This window comes from Bosea sp. 29B (assembly GCF_902506165.1).
Lineage (GTDB): Bacteria > Pseudomonadota > Alphaproteobacteria > Rhizobiales > Beijerinckiaceae > Allobosea.
The window spans coordinates 2,453,785-2,471,802 of the sequence record NZ_LR733817.1 but is presented as its reverse complement, the minus strand read 5'-3'; the positions used below and the strand labels follow the sequence as shown (position 1 = coordinate 2,471,802).

General features: G+C 68.1%; 17 protein-coding genes and 1 riboswitch. Of the genes, 2 read left to right on the top strand and 15 right to left on the bottom strand.

The features are described 5' to 3' along the window. Positions 1–38 precede the first annotated feature (38 nt). Positions 39–1,355 carry a sn-glycerol-3-phosphate ABC transporter substrate-binding protein UgpB gene (gene ugpB / locus GV161_RS12095; RefSeq protein WP_152016034.1) on the bottom strand — a complete coding sequence of 439 codons (1,317 nt, stop codon included), beginning with the start codon at positions 1,353–1,355 and terminating at the stop codon, positions 39–41. 203 nt (positions 1,356–1,558) lie between these two features. Here ugpB and GV161_RS12090 point away from each other — a divergent pair, with 203 nt between their 5' ends. Then, positions 1,559–2,737 (top strand): fumarylacetoacetate hydrolase family protein, encoded by a 1,179-nt coding sequence (locus GV161_RS12090; protein WP_152016035.1) that lies wholly within the window; start codon positions 1,559–1,561, stop codon positions 2,735–2,737. Continuing rightward, complete coding sequence (locus GV161_RS12085; RefSeq protein ID WP_244624180.1) at positions 2,734–3,753, top strand: proline racemase family protein; 1,020 nt, start codon at positions 2,734–2,736, stop codon at positions 3,751–3,753. The genes GV161_RS12090 and GV161_RS12085 overlap by 4 nt, the downstream gene beginning before the upstream one ends. A 1-nt stretch (position 3,754) precedes the next feature. Here the strand turns inward: GV161_RS12085 and thiE are convergent, their stop codons facing one another. The 14 genes from thiE to GV161_RS12015 form a co-directional block, all read right to left on the bottom strand. Next, the gene (thiE, locus tag GV161_RS12080; protein ID WP_244624181.1) at positions 3,755–4,423 is read right to left on the bottom strand and encodes a thiamine phosphate synthase; all 669 of its coding nucleotides are present in this window, start codon (positions 4,421–4,423) and stop codon (positions 3,755–3,757) included. After that, a complete protein-coding gene (locus GV161_RS12075) occupies positions 4,420–5,187 on the bottom strand; it encodes a hydroxyethylthiazole kinase (protein WP_152016038.1) in 768 nt (255 codons plus the stop codon). The genes thiE and GV161_RS12075 overlap by 4 nt, the downstream gene beginning before the upstream one ends. A 40-nt stretch (positions 5,188–5,227) precedes the next feature. Beyond that, the gene (locus tag GV161_RS12070; RefSeq protein WP_152016039.1) at positions 5,228–6,199 is read right to left on the bottom strand and encodes a HesA/MoeB/ThiF family protein; all 972 of its coding nucleotides are present in this window, start codon (positions 6,197–6,199) and stop codon (positions 5,228–5,230) included. A 13-nt stretch (positions 6,200–6,212) separates the two neighbouring features. Continuing rightward, positions 6,213–6,983: a thiazole synthase gene (locus GV161_RS12065; RefSeq protein WP_152016040.1), complete on the bottom strand. Its 771-nt coding sequence runs from the start codon at positions 6,981–6,983 to the stop codon at positions 6,213–6,215. 4 nt (positions 6,984–6,987) lie between these two features. Next, positions 6,988–7,185: a sulfur carrier protein ThiS gene (thiS, locus tag GV161_RS12060; protein WP_152016041.1), complete on the bottom strand. Its 198-nt coding sequence runs from the start codon at positions 7,183–7,185 to the stop codon at positions 6,988–6,990. Further along, entirely contained in the window at positions 7,154–8,155 is a 1,002-nt protein-coding gene (thiO, locus tag GV161_RS12055) for a glycine oxidase ThiO (protein WP_152016042.1), read from the bottom strand. The genes thiS and thiO overlap by 32 nt, the downstream gene beginning before the upstream one ends. Before the next feature lie 5 nt (positions 8,156–8,160). Beyond that, entirely contained in the window at positions 8,161–10,038 is a 1,878-nt protein-coding gene (gene thiC, locus GV161_RS12050; protein ID WP_152016043.1) for a phosphomethylpyrimidine synthase ThiC, read from the bottom strand. Between the two features lie 78 nt (positions 10,039–10,116). Next, positions 10,117–10,221: riboswitch (TPP riboswitch) on the bottom strand. Between the two features lie 103 nt (positions 10,222–10,324). Further along, positions 10,325–10,525, bottom strand: a complete 201-nt coding sequence (locus tag GV161_RS12045) for a hypothetical protein (RefSeq protein ID WP_152016044.1) — start codon at positions 10,523–10,525, stop codon at positions 10,325–10,327. 67 nt (positions 10,526–10,592) lie between these two features. Then, positions 10,593–10,910 (bottom strand): hypothetical protein, encoded by a 318-nt coding sequence (locus GV161_RS12040; RefSeq protein WP_152016045.1) that lies wholly within the window; start codon positions 10,908–10,910, stop codon positions 10,593–10,595. 98 nt (positions 10,911–11,008) lie between these two features. Beyond that, positions 11,009–12,445: an OmpA family protein gene (locus tag GV161_RS31140; RefSeq protein WP_159650237.1), complete on the bottom strand. Its 1,437-nt coding sequence runs from the start codon at positions 12,443–12,445 to the stop codon at positions 11,009–11,011. 1,086 nt (positions 12,446–13,531) lie between these two features. Continuing rightward, a complete protein-coding gene (locus GV161_RS12030; RefSeq protein ID WP_152016047.1) occupies positions 13,532–14,425 on the bottom strand; it encodes a polysaccharide deacetylase in 894 nt (297 codons plus the stop codon). Positions 14,426–14,441: 16 nt separating this feature from the next. Further along, the gene (locus GV161_RS12025; RefSeq protein WP_152016048.1) at positions 14,442–16,154 is read right to left on the bottom strand and encodes an ABC transporter ATP-binding protein; all 1,713 of its coding nucleotides are present in this window, start codon (positions 16,152–16,154) and stop codon (positions 14,442–14,444) included. After that, a complete protein-coding gene (locus GV161_RS12020; RefSeq protein ID WP_152016049.1) occupies positions 16,151–17,029 on the bottom strand; it encodes an ABC transporter permease in 879 nt (292 codons plus the stop codon). The genes GV161_RS12025 and GV161_RS12020 overlap by 4 nt, the downstream gene beginning before the upstream one ends. Next, positions 17,026–18,000 (bottom strand): ABC transporter permease, encoded by a 975-nt coding sequence (locus tag GV161_RS12015; protein WP_152016050.1) that lies wholly within the window; start codon positions 17,998–18,000, stop codon positions 17,026–17,028. Before GV161_RS12015 ends, GV161_RS12020 begins: the two co-directional genes overlap by 4 nt. Positions 18,001–18,018 lie beyond the last annotated feature (18 nt).

Sequence of the window (18,018 nt, the reverse complement as noted above, 5' to 3'; positions counted from 1 at the left end):
GGCCGGGATTATGGTCCCGGCCTTCGAACATTCTTGTTTTACTTGGCGGTGCGCTCGAACTGCCGCAGCGCCTGGTTGCCGCGCTCATTGGCCGCGTCGAGAGCCGCCTTCGGCGTCTTCTGGCCGTTCAGGGCCGCCTCGATCTCCTCCGACCAGATGTCGCGGATCTGGACCAGGCCACCGAAACGGACACCGCGCGAGTTGTCGGTCGGCTCCTTGTTGTTGAGCTCGAGCAGCGGGGTCTCGAGATAGGGGTTCTGCTTGTAGAAGCCCGATGCCTTGACCTTCTCATAGGCCGCCTTGGTGATCGGCAGATAGCCGGACTCGGTGTGCAGCTTCACCTGCCGGTCTACGTCCGAGAGGAAGGTGAAGAACTTGGCGACACCCTTGTACTCGTCGGCCTTCTTGCCGCCCATGACCCAGAGCGAAGCGCCGCCGATGATCGAGTTCTGCGGGGCGCCGGCGACATCCGGATAATACGGCATCGGCGCGTTCGACCAGTCGAACTTGGCGTTGGCCTTGACGTTGCCGAAGAAGGCCGAGGAAGTCAGGAAGAGCGGGCATTCGCCGGAGGTGAAGCGGCCCTCGCCGGTGTTGGTACGGCCGGAATAGGAGAACACGCCTTCCTTCTGCAGGTTGGCGAGATTGGTCAGGTGCTTGACGAAGAGGTCGCCGTTGATGCGGAACTCGGTGTCGAAGCCGTCGAAGCCGTTGGCCTTGGTGCCGACCGGCACGTTGTGCCAGGCGCCGAGCTGCTCAATATTGGCCCAGGTCGTCCACGCCGTGGAAATGCCGCACTTGTCCCAGCCGGCGGCCTTCAATTTCCTGGCGGCTTCGAACGCTTCCGGCCAGGTCTTCGGCGGCGCTTCCGGCAGGCCGGCCTTCTTCAGCGCGTCCTTGTTGTACCACATCACCATAGAGGACGAGTTGAACGGGAAGGAGAGCATCTCGCCCTTCGTCGTCGAATAGTAGCCGGTGATCGCCGGCAGGTAGCTCTTGGGATCGAACTTCTCGCCGGCGTCCTTCATCACATCGGCGACAGGCTTGATCGCGCCCTTGGCCGACATCATCGTCGCGGTGCCGACTTCGAAGACCTGCATGATGTGCGGCGCGTTGCCGGCACGGAAGGCGGCGATGCCGGCGTTCAGCGTGTCGGGATAAGAGCCTTTGTAAGCGACGACGACCTTGTAGTCCTTCTGCGAGGCGTTGAACTCCTCGGCCAGCTTGACGACGACGTCGTTGTTGGCGCCGGTCATGGCGTGCCACCACTGGATTTCGGTCTGCGCCATAGCCGGCGAAGCGGCGGCCAGCGCGAACGCGCCGACGGCGGTCAGGGTCTTCAATTTGAAGGTCATGATCAGCTCCCTCTCAGCCCCCGGTACGCGCGGGCGTTCTTGTCGTTGGTGCGCAAGCTAGCATGAAGCCGGGGCGACAGTTCAATGACAAAACGATGACATTTCCGCCCCGCTGTGGACGCGCATCCCTGCACTTGCGATTTCCCGCGGAAGCGGCTGTTCTTCACGCCCATCTTGTACACTGCACACAACCTGGATCAGCCATGCCCTCGCTTTCGCTCACGCCCGCCAACACCTTGCCGGCCGATGCCGACCGCGCCGCGCTGGCCGGCCGGGTCTGGCGCCCGGACCTCGCAGGACCGTCGGTGGTCAGGCTCCAGGGCGATACGGTGATCGACGTCACCGCGACCTTCCCGACCATGCGCGACCTCTGCGAAACCGCCGATCCGGCAGTGGCGCTGCGCGCCGCCGGTGGCGAGAGCCTGGGCTCGCTCGCCGATCTCCTCGCCAACAGCTCGGCCGCCACCCGCAATGACGGCAAGCCCTGGCTGCTCGCCCCGGTCGACCTGCAGGTAGTCAAGGCCGCCGGCGTCACCTTCGCGGTCTCGATGCTGGAACGCGTCATCGAGGAGAAGGCGCGCGGCAACCCGGCCGCCGCTGCCGCAATCCGCACCGAGATCGGCAAACTGATCGGCGACGACCTTTCCAAGCTGAAGCCCGGCTCGCCCGAGGCGATGAAACTGAAGGAGGTGCTGATCGCCCAGAACAGCTGGAGCCAGTATCTTGAGGTCGGCATCGGGCCGGATGCCGAGATCTTCACCAAGGCGCCGCCGATGTCGGCGGTCGGCACCGGCGCCGATGCCGGCCTGCACCCGGCCTCGAGCTGGAACAATCCGGAACCCGAGATCGTGCTGGTCGTCGCCTCGGACGGCCGCATCGTCGGCGCCAGCCTCGGCAACGACGTCAACCTGCGCGATGTCGAAGGGCGCTCGGCACTGCTGCTCGGCAAGGCCAAGGACAACAATGCGGCCGCTGCGATCGGTCCGTTCATCCGCTTCTTCGATGGTGATTTCTCGCTCGACCATGTCCGCCGGACGACCGTGAGCCTGACCGTCGCGGGCGAGGACGGCTTCACGCTGGAAGGCTCGTCCTCGATCGCCAAGATCAGCCGCGACCCGGCCGACCTCGCAGCCCAGATGATCGGCCCGCACCACCAGTATCCGGACGGGGCGGTGCTCTATCTCGGCACCATGTTCGCGCCGATCAAGGATCGCGACGCGCCGGGCGGCGGCTTCACCCACAAATACGGCGACGTCGTCACCATCTCGGCGCCCGAGCTCGGCGCGTTGGTCAACCGGATGCGCCGCACCGACGAATGCGAGCCCTGGCGCTTCGGCACCTCACATCTGATGCGCAATCTCGCGAAGCGCGGCCTGTTGTGACCCGGCTCTCCTATATCGACTACCACACCTGCGGCGAGCCGGTGCGCATCGTCACGTCAGGCTACCCGCAACTCACCGGCGCTGGCATCCTCGACAAGCGCCGGCAGGCCCGGGAGCAGCATGATCACCTGCGCCGCGCGATGATGCTGGAGCCGCGCGGGCATGACGGCATGTACGGCGTCATCCCGGTCAAGCCGAGCCATCCCGAAGCGGCCTTCGGCGTGCTGTTCACGCATAATGAGGGCTATTCAACCATGTGCGGCCACGCGACCATCGCGCTCGGCCGCTATGCGATCGAACAGGGGCTGGTGAAGGCGAGCGAGCCGATCACCCGCTTTGCCATCGAGGCGCCCTGCGGGCTTCTCCGCCTCGCCTGCGAGGTCGAGGGCAATAAGGTCGGCAGCGTCAGCTTCGAGAGCGTACCGGCCTTCGTCGAAGCGCGTGATCTAGTCGTCCGCGTGCCGGGCTATGGCGATATCGTCACCGACATCGCCTATGGCGGCGCGTATTACTGCATCCTGCCGGCCTCGCGCTTCGGGCTCGACCTGATGCAAACGCCGGTCGAGGAGATCGTCGCGGCCGCCGGCGCACTGACCGACCAGGTCCGGGCGAGCCGCAGGATCACGCATCCGACCGAGCCCGATCTTGGCTTCCTCTATGGCACGATCGTCACCGACGAGGCCGGACCGGGCGAGGACAGCTTCAATCTCTGCGTCTTCGCCGAACGCCAGATCGACCGCTCGCCGACCGGCTCAGGGGTCACCGCCCGGTTGGCGCTCGACCATGCCAAGGAGCTGATCCCGATCGGCCGGATCCGCAGGATCCGCAGCATCACCGGCGGCACCTTCACCGGCAAGGTGATCGGCCCGGTCGATTTCCCCGCAGCCGGCGCCGTTACGGTCGAGGTGGGCGGGCGCGGCCATCTCGCCGGCGAAGGCAGCTTCGTCATCGAGGCGGACGATCCGCTCGGCCATGGCTTTGCCTTGCCGAAGCGCTTCGCAGAGATCACCGATTAAGTCAGGCGCTCGCGGCCATCCGCTCCGACAGGGCGGTCTCAACCGCGAGCCGGAGGTCGCGCGCCGCCTCGCGGACGTCGTCGCCGCCGAAGAGCGCACCGATCACCGCGACGCCATCGGCGCCCGCAGCGATCACCGAGCCGGCATTGGCTGCGGTGATGCCGGCGATTGCGCTGACCGGCAGCGCGCCGAGCGCACGCGCCGCCGCCTGGCGCAAGGCGGCGAGCCCGTCGACGCCGAGCGCCGCGCCGGCATTGTCCTTGTGCGCGGTCGGGAAGACGCCGCCGATGCAGGCATAGTCGATCTTCGCGGAGGCCAGCTCGGGCAGCTCGCTTTCGTGCTTCAGCGTCGCGCCGATGATGGCGCGCGGGCCGAGCAGGCGGCGGGCATCGACCAGCTTCATGTCGTCGGCCCCGAGGTGGACGCCATCGGCGCCAGAGGCGAGCGCGACGTCGACGCGATCGTTGATCAGCAGCGGCACATTGGTGCCGTGCAGGGCCGAGCGGATGGCGCGGGCCTCGCGCACCATCTCGCGCGTCGTCTCGGTCTTGGCGCGGAGCTGGATCAGCGTCGCGCCGCCCTCGACCGCAGCGCGTGCCATGTCGGCCATGGAGCGGCCATTGGCGATCTGCGGATCGACGATGCCGTAAAGGGTGATGTCAACGATCACGGGCGCGTTTCCATTCTGGCGGCGAGCGTCGCCGCGTCCATCGCCGCGACCGCATCGATCAGCTCGACCTCGAAGCTGCCCGGGCCGCGGCATCGCTCGGCGGCGATTTCGCCGGCAATACCATAGGCGGTCAAGGCCGCAGCCGCGGCGAGCGCCTTGTTTGCCTCGACGGCACAGCAGGCCGCAATCAGCGCGCCAGCAGCGCAGCCGATGCCGGTGACCCTCGTCATCAGCGGATGGCCATGCGCGACGGTGAAGCCCGCCGCCTCGCTCTCGATCCGGTCGATCTTGCCGGTGGTGACGCGGACGACGCCCTCGGCCGCTGCGAGATCGAAGGACAGCGCCGCCATCTCGGTGGCGTTGCCACGCACCAGCACGTTCGGCAGGCGCAGTACCTGCCCGGCGATGTGCCGGCGCAGCGGCGAGAGCTCGACGAAGACGGGATCGAAGACCAGGGGCTTGCCGCGATCGCGCGCCACCTCCAGCAGCTTGGGGATGGCGAGCTCGCTTTCGGCATTGATCGTGCCGATATTGATCAGGATCGCGCCGGCGCCCTCCGCCATCGCCACGACCTCGTCGACATGGATCGCCATGGACGGGATCGCGCCGAAGGCGAGCAGCATATTGGCGGTGATGTTCTGCGCCACCGTATTGGTCAGACATTGCACACGCGGGCGAACCTCCGCCACGCGCGCGAGGACGGAGGCGACCTCCTGCGGCTGCAGGGTCCGCGCCAGCGTTATCTCGGTGGTGTCGCTCGTCATCTCGTCTCCATCGGGCTCGCCAAGGGATATGGGGAAGAATCTAGCCCAGCGCCATCAGGGCCAGATCGCCGGCGCCCCGAGTGGCAAGCCTGCCGGCGGCACGCGCCGCCCTGATGCCACTTCGGCAGCAAAGCACCACACGCCGGCCGTCAGCTTCATCCAGCGACAGCCGGTCGATCTCATCGACCGTCAGCCTGATCGCGCCCGGAGCAGCCGGAACAGGCGCCTCCTCGACCCCGCGCAGCTCGACCACGATATCGCTGGCAGAGAGCTGCGAGGGCGCGATGAAGGGGAAGGAACCGGCGACGGGCTCCGGCGCCCCGGCGAAGGAGAAGCCGCCGAAGCCGAGGCGACGGGCGTCGAAGCTGATCACCCGGCCGAGCGGCGATGGCTCCAGGCCAAGCGCCAGCAACAGGGCCATCTGCGCCTGCAGCAGGCCGAGGGTTGCGACCGCCGGCCCCAGCACACCGGCCGTCGCGCAATCGGCAGCGCGGGCCGGCATTTCCGGGAAGACAGCGCGATAGCTCGGCCCACCGCCACAGAAGGCGCCGACATAGCCGGCAAGGCCGACGATCGAGGCGCTGACCAACGACTTGCCGGCGTCATAGCAGGCATCGCTCAGAACATAGGTCGCGGCGAAACTGTCGGCAGCGTCGACGACGATATCGGCCTGCGCAACCAACTCCGCGACATTGTCGGGCGCGAGCCTGAGCGCCAGTGCCTCGATCTCCACGCCAGGATTATACGCGGCGAGCGCCTCGCGCGCCGCCTCGACCTTCGGCCGTCCGACTTCGCTCATCCGGTAGAGCGGCTGGCGGTGCAGATTGCTCTCCTCGACCCGGTCGGGATCGACCAGCAGCAATCGGCCGATCCCGGCTCCAGCAAGGTATTGCAGCACAGGGCAGCCGAGCCCTCCGGCTCCGACGACGAGGACGCTGGCGCGTGCCAGCCGTGCCTGCCCCTCGGGGCCGATTTCCGGCATGACGATCTGGCGGGCGTAACGATCGGTCATTGCTCCCTCCTTGTCAGCCGAGCAGGGCCCGGCCGAGCACCGGTGTCGAGGGTGCTGCCATGTCGCGCGGCTCCATTGGGCCGGCTTCGAAGGCGAGGCGTCCGGCCTCGACGGCGCGGGCGAAGGCTGCCGCCATCGCGGCGGGATCGCCAGCTTTGGCCACGGCGGTGTTGAGCAGCACCGCGTCGTAGCCGAGCTCCATCGCCGCAGCTGCATGCGAGGGCAGGCCGATGCCGGCGTCGACCACCAGCCGGATCTCCGGGAAATGCGCCCGCAGCGCCCGCAGCGCATAGGGGTTGTTCAGCCCCTTGCCGGTGCCGATCGGCGCGCCCCATGGCATCAGCACTCGGCAACCGGCCTCGACCAGCCGCTCGGCTACGACGAGATCCTCAGTCATATAGGGGAAGACCTCGAAACCCTCGGCGCAGAGGATGCGCGCCGCCTCGACCAGACCAAACACATTCGGCTGGAGCGTATCGGCCTCGCCGATCACCTCCAGCTTGATCCAGGGCGTGCCGAAGACCTCGCGCGCCATCTGCGCCGTCGTCACAGCTTCCTTGACCGAGTGGCAGCCGGCGGTGTTGGGCAGCACCCTGACGCCGAGGTCGCGGATCAGCGCCCAGAAATCCTGGCCGCCGCCGAGCCGGCCGGCCTCGCGGCGCAGCGAGACGGTGACGACGTCGACGCCAGCCGCTTCGACCGCTCGCTGCAGCACGGCCGGCGAGGGATATTGCGCTGTGCCGAGGAAGAGGCGCGAGCGCGGGGTGAAGCCGTAGAACTCCATCGCCTCAGCCTCCCTGCATCGGTGCGAGGATTTCGAGCCGGTCGCCGTCCGCAAGGACCATCTGCGCACGTGCGCCGGCGGGCACGAAAGCCTCGTTCAGGGCCGTGGCGACGACGGCGCCGGCATAGCCCAGCTCGGCCAGCGCCTCGGCCAGAACGCGGGCAGCGATCTCATGCGTGTCGCCGTTGACAATGATGCGCATCGGACAACTCCCTGGATGCGAGGAGACGATCAGCCACCTGCCCGGCCAAGGCCGGCGAGAGCAGGAAGCCGTGGCGGAACAGGCCGTTGAAGCGCAGGACCCGGCCATCCTCGACGATACGCGGCAGGTTGTCGGGAAAGGCCGGGCGGACATCGGCGCGCAATTCGACGATCTCGGCCTCACCGAAGGCCGGATGCAGCGCATAGGCGGCGCTGAGCAATTCGATCGCCGAACGGGCACTGACACGGCGACGATCATCGCTCTCGATCATCGTCGCGCCGATCATGAAATGCCCGTCGGCGCGCGGCACGACATAGAGCGGAATGCGCGGATGCAGGAGACGGACCGGACGGCTCAGCCTGATCTCATCGGTGCGCAGCACCAGCATCTCGCCACGCACGCCGCGCAACCCGTCGATCCGGTCGCGAGCGGAAAGACCACGGCAATCGACGATGCGGTCGGCATCGAGCGCCGTCTCGTCGACTGCGACGCCGTAATGGATCGGCACGCCCGCTGCCTGCAGCGCCTCGGCCAGCGACGCCATGGCCAAGCGCGGGTCGAGATGAGCCTCCTGCGCGAAGAACAGCCCCTGCCGGAAGCGGCCGGCGAGATCGGGCTCCAGAGCGGCGACGCCGTCGCCATCGAGCCGTTCGTATCCGGACGTTCGCGCCGCGAAACGCGTCAGTTCGCCGGCATCGCGCGCCGGGGCAAGCACGAGCGTACCATGCGTGACCGTTCCGGGATAATGGCGCGGCCACCAGTCGAGCGCCTGCCGGCCCAGTGTGACGACCGCCTCTTCGGCGCTCTCGCGCTCGCACCAGGGCGCCAGCATGCCGCCGGCCGCCCAGGAACAGGCCTGCTCGCCAAGGGCGGCGCTGCGTTCGAACAGTTCGACCACGACGCCCCGCTCGGCCAGCTCGAGCGCCGTCACGAGGCCGGCGACGCCGGCCCCGATCACAGCGACGCGCATGGTCCCTACTCCGCCGCCGGCAGATAGAGGTTGCCGCCCTTCTTCAGGAACTCCTCCGACTTCTCAGCCATGCCCTGTGAGGCCATCGCTTCGAGGGCTGCCCGCTCATTGTCGCCCATTGCCAGCACCTCGGCGCGCAGGTCCTGGGTGATCTTCATCGAGCAGAATTTGGGACCGCACATCGAACAGAAATGCGCGACCTTGTGGGCGTCCTTCGGCAAGGTCTCGTCGTGGAAGGCGCGCGCTGTATCGGGATCAAGCGCCAGGTTGAACTGGTCCTCCCAGCGGAAATCGAACCTTGCCCGCGAGACCGCGTCGTCGCGGATCTTCGCGGCCGGATGACCCTTGGCGAGGTCGGCGGCATGGGCGGCGATCCGGTAGGTGATGACGCCGGTCTTGACGTCGTCGCGATCAGGCAGGCCGAGATGCTCCTTCGGCGTGACGTAGCAGAGCATGGCGCAACCGAACCAGCCGATCATCGCCGCGCCGATGCCGGAGGTGATGTGGTCATAGCCCGGCGCGATATCGGTGGTCAGCGGTCCGAGCGTGTAGAACGGGGCTTCGCCGCATTCGCGCAGCTGCTTGTCCATGTTCTCCTTGATCTTGTGCATCGGCACGTGGCCGGGGCCCTCGATCATCACCTGGCAGCCCTTGTCCCAGGCGACCTTGGTCAGCTCGCCCAGCGTCTCCAGCTCAGCGAACTGGGCTCGGTCATTGGCGTCGGCGATCGAGCCCGGACGCAGGCCGTCGCCGAGCGAGAAGGAGACGTCGTAGCGCCGCATGATCTCGCAGATCTCGTCGAAGCGCTCGTAGAGGAAGCTCTCCTTGTGATGCGCAAGGCACCAGCGCGCCATGATCGAGCCGCCGCGCGAGACGATGCCGGTGACCCGGCTGGCGGTCAGTGGCACGTAGGGAAGACGCACGCCGGCATGGATGGTGAAATAGTCGACGCCCTGCTCGGCCTGCTCGATCAGCGTATCCTTGAACACCTCCCAATCGAGCTTGATCGGATCGCCGCCGACCTTCTCCAGCGCCTGGTAGATCGGCACCGTGCCGATCGGCACTGGCGAGTTGCGCAGGATCCAGGAGCGGATGTTGTGGATGTTGCGGCCGGTCGAGAGGTCCATCACCGTGTCGGCGCCCCAGCGGATCGCCCAGACCAGCTTCTCGACTTCCTCGGCGGCGCCGGAGGTCACGGCCGAATTGCCGATATTGGCGTTGATCTTGACCAGGAAATTGCGGCCGATCGCCATCGGCTCGAGTTCGGGATGGTTGATGTTCGCGGGGATGATGGCGCGGCCGCGGGCGATCTCGTCGCGGACAAATTCGGGGGTGACGAACTCGGGAACCGAGGCGCCGAAGCTCTCGCCGTCGGCATGGCGCTCCCTGGCGCCTTCCAGCATGGCGGCGCGGCCGAGATTCTCGCGATGGGCGACATAGATCATCTCGGGCGTGATGATGCCGGCCTTGGCGAACTCGTACTGGGTCGCCATCTGGCCGGACCCGGCCTCAAGGATCGGGCGCTCAGCCGGGCAGGCGGGAACGAGCTGCGCTTCGCTGATATGGCCGTTGTCGGCGGCGGTGACGGCACGTCCCGCAACCGTGTCGAAGCCGCGGGCATCGAGCCAGGCACGGCGCGGCTGCACCAGGCCGGCGTTGAGATCGATCTTCGCGTCAGTCTCGGTATAGGGCCCGGATGGATCGTAGATGCGAACTGGCGGCTCGGCGTCGGTGGTCAGCACGACCTCGCGGAAGGGCACGCGCATGTCGGGATGCTCGGGCGCGGCGACATAGATCTTGCGCGAGCCGATGATCGGGCCGGTGGTCACCGTCTGCGGTGCGGCCTTGACGCTGTTCTTCTGCGGCTTGGTATGGGCGTTCATCTTAGGATCTCCTCCCTCTCAGGTTCAGGAGATCCGGGGCGCCTGACGGTCCAGTCGCTGTCTGCGGAATGCACTTGTGGCGCAGCCGCGTTCCAGTCCCTCCGCCGGTATGACCCGGATCAGGTTCGATGGGTTCGGCCGTCTGGCCATCTCAGCTCTTATCGAGCACCCCTCGGAACGAGGCGGAGGTTAGAACCGTCGTGATCTGCGCGCAACTGGCAAAGGACCACGGCTTTGCGCTGCGCGGCCATGCGCGGCGAGCATTACACGCGGAGACGTCGGAAAATCAGGCGGTGATGTCGAGGTTGCCGCCCTGGCCGGCGGGAAGCGTGGCCTGCTGCTGCTCGGACGCCTGCTGCAGCATGGCAACCAGCGCCTGATCGGAATCGGCGTTCTGCTTGACCATTTCCAGCTGCAGCGCCTGCTGCGTTGCAGCCGACTTCATGCTGATCAGGCTCTGGGCGATCGCGACCGACATCTCGCTCATGACATGACTCCTCGCCGCCACCATAGGTAGCGAGCCTTACTCGAATCTAAACCCGAAGCGGCGGGCTCTAACGAGTCGGCGCGATGATCGACGGCACCGGCTTCGGCATCGGTATCTTGCGGTTCGGCTCAGGCGGACCGGAGCGGTCACGAGCCAGCTGCTCGCGCTCGCGCCGCGCCTCGACGCGATCGGAGCGCGGCTCGAGCTTCTGCACCTCACCCGCATTCGGCGTCATCGGCACACCAGGTGCACGCTGCTGGCGTGGTGTTTGCGGCGAATCGGACTGAGCAGCAGCAGCTTCCGCCGCCAGCAACCCTATGGCGATCAATCCGAGCAGGACCCATGAGTTTTTGCGCATGGCATTCCTCCAGTCAGGCAGGCGCAAGGCAAGCCTCCCCGCTAGAAGAACAGGGGCGGCCGGCGATTGTTCCGGCCGCCCCTCGATAAAGGTGCGAAGCAGCCCGCGAGCTGCTTCGGTTGATGTCACTGCTGGTTCTGGCCGGTGAGCAGCGGCGTGATCCGGCGCAGCGTCACGCGCCGGTTCTCACGCGAATCGCCCTGGGTCTGAACCTTGAGGTACTGCTCGCCATAGCCCTGCGTCGTCAGGTTCTCGGCCGGGATGCCGAAATCGCGGGTCAGGATTTCCGCGACCGACTGCGCCCGCCGATCGGACAGCGAGATGTTGTCGACATCGGCGCCGACCGCGTCGGTATGGCCCTCGACCATGAAGACCTCGTTCGGCGCGCGCTCGACCGCCTGGCGCACTGCCTGTGCGATCACCCTGAGGCGCCCCGCCTGGTCGGGTGTGACCGTCCAGGAGCCGGAGTCGAAGTTGATCGTGTCGATGTCGACGCTGCGCATATGGGCGCGCAGATCAGGCGAGTAGCGGACCTCGTCGAGCGTATAGCGGCGCGGCACCGGGGCGACCGGCGGCGCGGTGATCGTCTCGTAGATCAGCCGCTCGTCGGCACGCTCGGCGTCGACGATATAGCGCTCGCGCGGGATGCGCAGCGGCGGCGGCGGCAACTCGACCACCTCCTCGGCGAAGCGGGCCTGCGGCCCGTCGCGGCGGACATTGTCGATGATGACGAATTCGCCACCGTCGCGCTCGCGCCGCGAGCGGCGGATCAGCCGGCCCTCGGCATCGGTCACCGTGACGATCTGCGTACCGTCTGGACGATCATAGACCGTGACCGTCTCCTCGCCGCGGCGCTCGCTGCGGGTATCGAGGCCGAGATCGCGGAAGCGCTGGGTCTCGTCGCGCCGGATGATCACGCGGTCGTCGTCACCGCGGATGATCGTCCGCCCCGGCTCCCGGATGATGGTGACGTCGCCCTCGCGGCGCTCCTCGCGCCGGCTGCGGATGTCGTCGAGCCGGCTCGCGCCCTGCGTCGCCATGATGCCGCCGATCGCTGCAGCGCCGAGACCGATCGCGGCCGCGCCACCAAGGCCGATGCCGCCGCGGCGACCCTGGCGGTCAGGCGCGGGCTGACCCGGCACGCCGGGCTGCGGCTGAGCCTGTCCGGGCGCGACGCCCGGCTGCGACAGAGCTCCGGGCTGCTGACCGGGGACCGGCGCGGTTTGCGACGGCGCGGTACCGGGTTGCGACAGGGCGCCCGGCGCGCGGCCGGCGTTCGGAGCGGGAGCAGGCTGGCCGGTCGCAGGCTGACCGGCGCCGAGAGCACCTTGGCCGGGTGCGGGCTGCGCGGGCGCAGGCTGCGTGGGCGCCGCCTGTCCCGGTGCGGTCTGGCCGGGCTGGCGGCTGAGACCGGAGGGTTGCTGCGGCTGGGCCGGCGCCGGCTGCGATGGAGCCGTGCCGGGTTGCGACAAGGCTCCGGGCGCGCGCCCGGCGTTCGGTGCTGTCGCCGGCTGGCCGGGTGCGGGCTGGCTCGGCGCCGCCTGCCCTGGCTGACGGCTCAAGCCCGGCTGCTGTTGCGACGGAGCCGGCTGGGACGGAGGCGTGCCCGGCTGCGACAGTGCGCCCGGCGCGCGGCCCGCCGGCGGGGCGGCGGAAGGCTGACCGTTCAAGCTCGGCCGCTGCTGCGATGGCGTCGGCTGGGACGGCGCCGTACCAGGCTGCGATAGGGCACCCGGTGCGCGACCACCGCCCGGCGGTGTGGAGGGTTGGCCGGGCTGCGTTTGGCCGCTGCTGCCCGGAGCGGCCTGCCCCGGCGCGGGGCGGGACGGCGATGAAGGAGCGGTGGCGGGCGGCTGTCCCGGTGCCGTCTGCGCAGGCGCCTGACGGCGCTGGCCGGTGTCGCCAGATGGCGCTCCCGAAGCATTGGGCTGGACCGGCGGCGCACTCGGCCGAGCGGGCGAGGCTGGCGGGGCGATCTGGCCTGGAGCCGGACGATGCGGCTCGCTCGGCGCTGCGGACGGAGCACGCGGCGCCCCTTGCGGCGCGGAAGGCGCGATCTGTCCCGGCGCGGCGCCGGCAGGCGGCGCCGGACGGCGCGGCTGCTCTGGCTCGGCCCGATTGGCGGGAGGCGCGGCCTGCGGTGCGGAGGGTGGGCGCGGTGCGCTCGGGGCCGCTCCGGCCGGACGCTCGGGGGCGGCTGGGCGAGCAGCTGGGGGCTGGCCCGGTGCAGGGCGGGCGCCGGGACGTTCCTGGCCACCTGGAGCAGGGCGCTCCTGCCCGCCCGGCCGCTGGCGGCGCGGATCGGGCTTGTCGTCGTCACCCGACTGCGCCTGCGCAAGCTGGAGCGATGGAGCGGCGAAACTGCCCTGCGACAAGACGATGGCGGGGATGAGGGTGCCGATCAGGAGCAGGTTTTTCGTGCGCGTCATGACATCCGTTTCCAGTTGTTCTTCCGGAGATGAACGCCCCCGCGCCCTGAATTCCGAATGAACCGAAAACGGCCGAAATCGGGCACGGTTCCCGAAGAGCCGGATCCGATCAGGTTGAATCAACCTGATCGGATCCGGCTCTCGCTTGGAGTCAGAGACCGTTTTGCCGATCGGCTTGCTGTGCTAGCCCAGCGGCACCCGGCCGATATTTTGCGTATGTCAGAGCCCAGCCTGCGCCTTCACATAGGCCGCGATCTCGGCATGCGTGGCGAACCAGACATCGCCCTTGGCCTTGGCGTGGCGCACCAGCTCCTCGAGGAGCCAGAAGCGCGAACGGTAGGTGATGATGTGCGGGTGCATGGTCAGAAGGAAGAGCCCGCCTTCGGCGTAAGCACCGTCGAATTCGCGCTTGAAGATGTCGAACACCACCTCGGGTGAGGTGTAGGGCCGCAGCGCCTGGAAGCGGTTCATGTTGAAATAGACCGCGTCGTCGCGAATCCACTCGACCGGGAGCTCGACCATGCCGGTCGGCTCACCCTTCTCGACCAGCTCGTAGGGATCGTCATCGGCGAAGAGCGACGAATCGTAGATCAGTCCGAGCTCGCGCTCGATGGCGAGCGTCACCTCGGAGAAATCCCAGGACGGCGTGCGCATGCCGACCGGCCTGACTCCGGTGATCTTCTCCAGCGTATCGGCCGAGCGCAGGTGCAGCTCGCGCTCCGCCTCGGGCGGCACAGCGGTATTGACCTCGTGGATCCAGCCATGGAGGCCGATCTCATGGCCTTCCGCGATGACGCGGCGCTGTTCGTCGGGATAGAGCAGCGCCGTCACTGCTGGCACGAAGAAGCTCGCCTTGATCTCCTCGCGCGCCAGCATGGAGAGGATGCGCGGCATGCCGGCGCGATTGCCGTACTGGCCCCACGAGAGCCGGCCGACCGATTTGCCGCCATCGCGCAGTTCGTTGGTCTCGTGGTCGACGTCGAAGGAGAGCGCCACGGCGCAACGGGCTCCGCCGGGCCAGCTCTTCGGCTTGAGGTTGCGACCGGCTCTCACCTGCTCGACCTTGCCGCGCCAAATCTCCTCCGGCCATTGCCAGGGCTTCAGTTCGGTCATGGCGTTCCTCCTAACCTCACGCTGCCGCTTCGGGCAGCACCGGTACGGCCGCGAGCAGCCGCTTGGTGTAGTCGTGCTGCGGGTTGTCGTAGACCTCGCCCGCCGGCCCCTCCTCGACGATGCGGCCGCGATACATCACCGCGACCCGGTCGCAGAGATGCCGGACCACCGAGAGGTCGTGCGAGATGAAGATCAGGGTCAGACCGAGCTCGGCGCGCAGGCGCATGAGCAGGTTGATGATCTGCGCCTGGATCGAGACGTCGAGCGAGGCGACCGGCTCGTCGCAGACGACGAGGTCAGGCTGCATGGCCAGCGCGCGGGCAATGGCCACGCGCTGGCGCTGGCCGCCTGAGAACTGGTGCGGATAGCGATCGGCGAAGGCCGGATCGAGCCCGACCGCGGCGAGCCAGTCGCGGACATAGGTTGCACTGTCGGCCTTGCCGACCAGCCCATGGGCGAGCGGACCCTCGGCGATGCCCTGGCCGATGCGCATGCGGGGATTAAGCGAGGCGAACGGGTCCTGGAAGATGGTCTGGATGCGGGTGGTGAGCTTCTTCGGCTCGGCCCCCTCGCTCATCACCGGCCGGCCCTCAAGGCGAACGGTGCCCGAGGACGGCGCATAAATGCCCGCCGCCATGCGCCCGAGCGTCGACTTGCCCGAGCCGGATTCGCCGACCAGCCCTAGCGCTTCGCCACGCGGCACGGTCAAGCTAACCTCGTCGACCGCCATCACGGTGGGAGGCGACTGCAGCAGGCCGAGCTTCTGGCCGAGGCCACGCAGGGCGCCAGGCCGCGTCTCGAAGCGCTTGCTGACGCGATCGGCGACAAAATAGGGCGCGCCGGGTACCGGCGCGGCAGCGGCTGCCGCCGGCTTGCGGGCAGGCGGGGCGGCATCGGGGACGCCACCGCCACGCAGCAGCAGTTCGCCTGGCCTGGCGCGCGAAGGCAGCGAGTCAAGGAGGGCACGGGTATAGGCGTGCTGCGGGCGCGTCAGCACGTCCAGCGTCGGGCCGGCCTCGACGATCTTGCCGAGCCGCATCACCGCGACGTGCTGGGCGATCGACGCGACGGTGGCGAGGTCATGGCTGATCCAGATCAGCGCCGTGCCGAGCTCGGCGACGAGTTCCTTCATCTCGGCCAGGATCTCGGCCTGGATGGAGACGTCGAGCGCCGTCGTCGGCTCGTCGCAGATGATCAGCTTCGGCCGGTGCAGCAGCGCGATCGCGATGGCGACGCGCTGGCGCATGCCGCCGGAGAGCTGGTGCGGATAGAAATCGACCGTCGCCTCGGGGCGCGGGATACGAACCTGGGCGAGGCCGGCGATGGCGCGCCGGCGTGCCTCGGCGGCCGAGACCTTCTCATGCGCCTCCAGCGCCAGCCGGATCTGTTCGCCGATGGTCAGGACCGGGTTCAGCGTCATCAGCGGGTCCTGGAAGACCATCGAGACGATGCGGCCGCGCAGCTTGCGCAACTCATCCGGCGGAAGGCCGACCAGTTCGCGGCCATCGAGCTTCACCGAACCGCCGGCGACGCGGCCAGGTGGATCGATCAGGCCGATGATCGAGAAGCCAGTGACGCTTTTTCCCGAACCGGATTCGCCGACGAGGCCCATCACCTCGCCGCGACGCAGCGAGAAGGAGACGCCGTCGACCGCCTTGACCACGCCGGCGCGGGTGAAGAACTGCGTGGTGAGGTCGGTGACTTCGAGGAGCGGGGCGCCGGCGCTCATCGCTTCAGCCTCGGATTGACCTGGTCGCGGATCTGGTCGCCGACCAGGTTGATCGCGACGATCAGCAGGATCAGGGCAAGGCCGGGATAGATCGAGATCCAGTAGCGGCCGGACAGCATGTACTGGAAGCCGTTGGCGATCAGCGAGCCGAGCGAAGGCTCGGTCACTGGCAGGCCGACGCCGAGGAAGGAGAGCGTCGCCTCCAGCGCGATGGCATTGGCGACCTGCACGGTCGCGACCACGATCAAGGGCGGCAGGCAGTTCGGCAGGATGTGGCGCCAGATCACCTGCCGGGCCGGCAGCGGCGTCGAGAGCGCCGCCTCGACATAGTCCTTGCCACGCTCGGCCGAGGCGGCGCCATGGGCAGTGCGGGCGAAATAGGCGTATTGCGCGGCGACCAGCGCGGCGATCAGCTGCGCCTTGCCCTGGCCGAGCAATGCCGAGATCACCAGCGCCAGCAGGATCGCCGGGAAGGCGAGCTGCAGGTCGATCACGCGCATGATGAAGGCCTCGCGCCGTCCGCCGAGATAGGCGGCGGCGATGCCGAGCGTGACGCCGATGGCGAAGGCGAAGGTCCCGGCGACCAGCCCCATCTGCAGGGAGATGCGCAGGCCATAGAGGATGGCCGAGAGCAGGTCGCGCCCCTGCGCGTCGGTGCCGAGCCAATGGGTATAGCCGCTGGAGCCGACATAGCCGGGGGGCCGGCGCGCATCGGACAGGACGAGATTGGCGAGGTCGTAGGGGTTCTGCGGCGCGATCAGCGGCGCGAGCACGGCGACGCCGATCATCAGGACGACGACGACGAGCGCCGCGACAGCAATGCGGCTCTCCCTGAACTCGCTCCAGAAGCGGGCGATGGGCGTTTCGGTCTTCATCCCGTCCGGCCCTTCCGCAAGCGCGGATCGAGCGCGAAATAGGTCATGTCGACCAGGAAGTTGATCATGATGAAGACGAAGGCGACCAGCATCAGATAGGCGACCATCACCGGCCGATCGAGCGACTGGATGGAGTCGATGATCAGCTTGCCGATGCCGGGCCAGGAGAAGATCGTCTCGGTCACCACCGCGAAGGCGAGCGTCGAGGCGAATTCGAGGCCAAAGACAGTGACGAGCGGGATCGAGATCAGGCGCAGCACGTGCCGGCGCAGGATGACGCCCTCCGGGATGCCGGCGGCACGGGCGAATTTCACCGTGTCGGTCAGCATGACCTCGCGGGTGCCGGCCCGCGCCAGGCGCGTCATCAGCGCGAGCTTGAAGAAGGCGAGGTTCAGCGCCGGCAGCAGGAGATGCGAGAGGCCGTTCAGCGTCAGGAAGCTCCATTCGACGCCGAAGAGCTGGGCGGTTTCGCCACGCCCGCCGGCCGGCAGCCATTGCAGCTCGACGGCGAAGGCCATGATCAGGACGAGGCCGATCCAGAAGGTCGGCACCGAGAAACCGAGGATGGACAGCGCCATGATCCCTTTGGAAAGCGGGCTGTCGGGCCGATAGCCGGCATAGATGCCGGCGGGAATGCCGATCAGCGCAGCCCCAAGGACGGCCGCCAGCGTCAACTCCAGCGTCGCCGGCAGGCGCGACAGGATGAGCTGGAGCACCGGCATGCCGAAGACGAAGGAGCGGCCGAAATCGCCGTGCAGGACACGATCGAGAAAGGTGAAATACTGTTCCCAGAGCGGCTTATCGAGCCCATAGCGGGCGATGGTGTCGAGCCTGATGTCCTGGCTGACATCGGGGCCGATCAGCACGTCGATAGGGTTGCCGATGGCGTAGACGCCGACAAAGACCAGCGCCGACATGACCAGCATGACGGCCAGCGCCTGCAGGACGCGCTCGATGACGTGGGTCAGCATCGGATGGACATTCGCCGC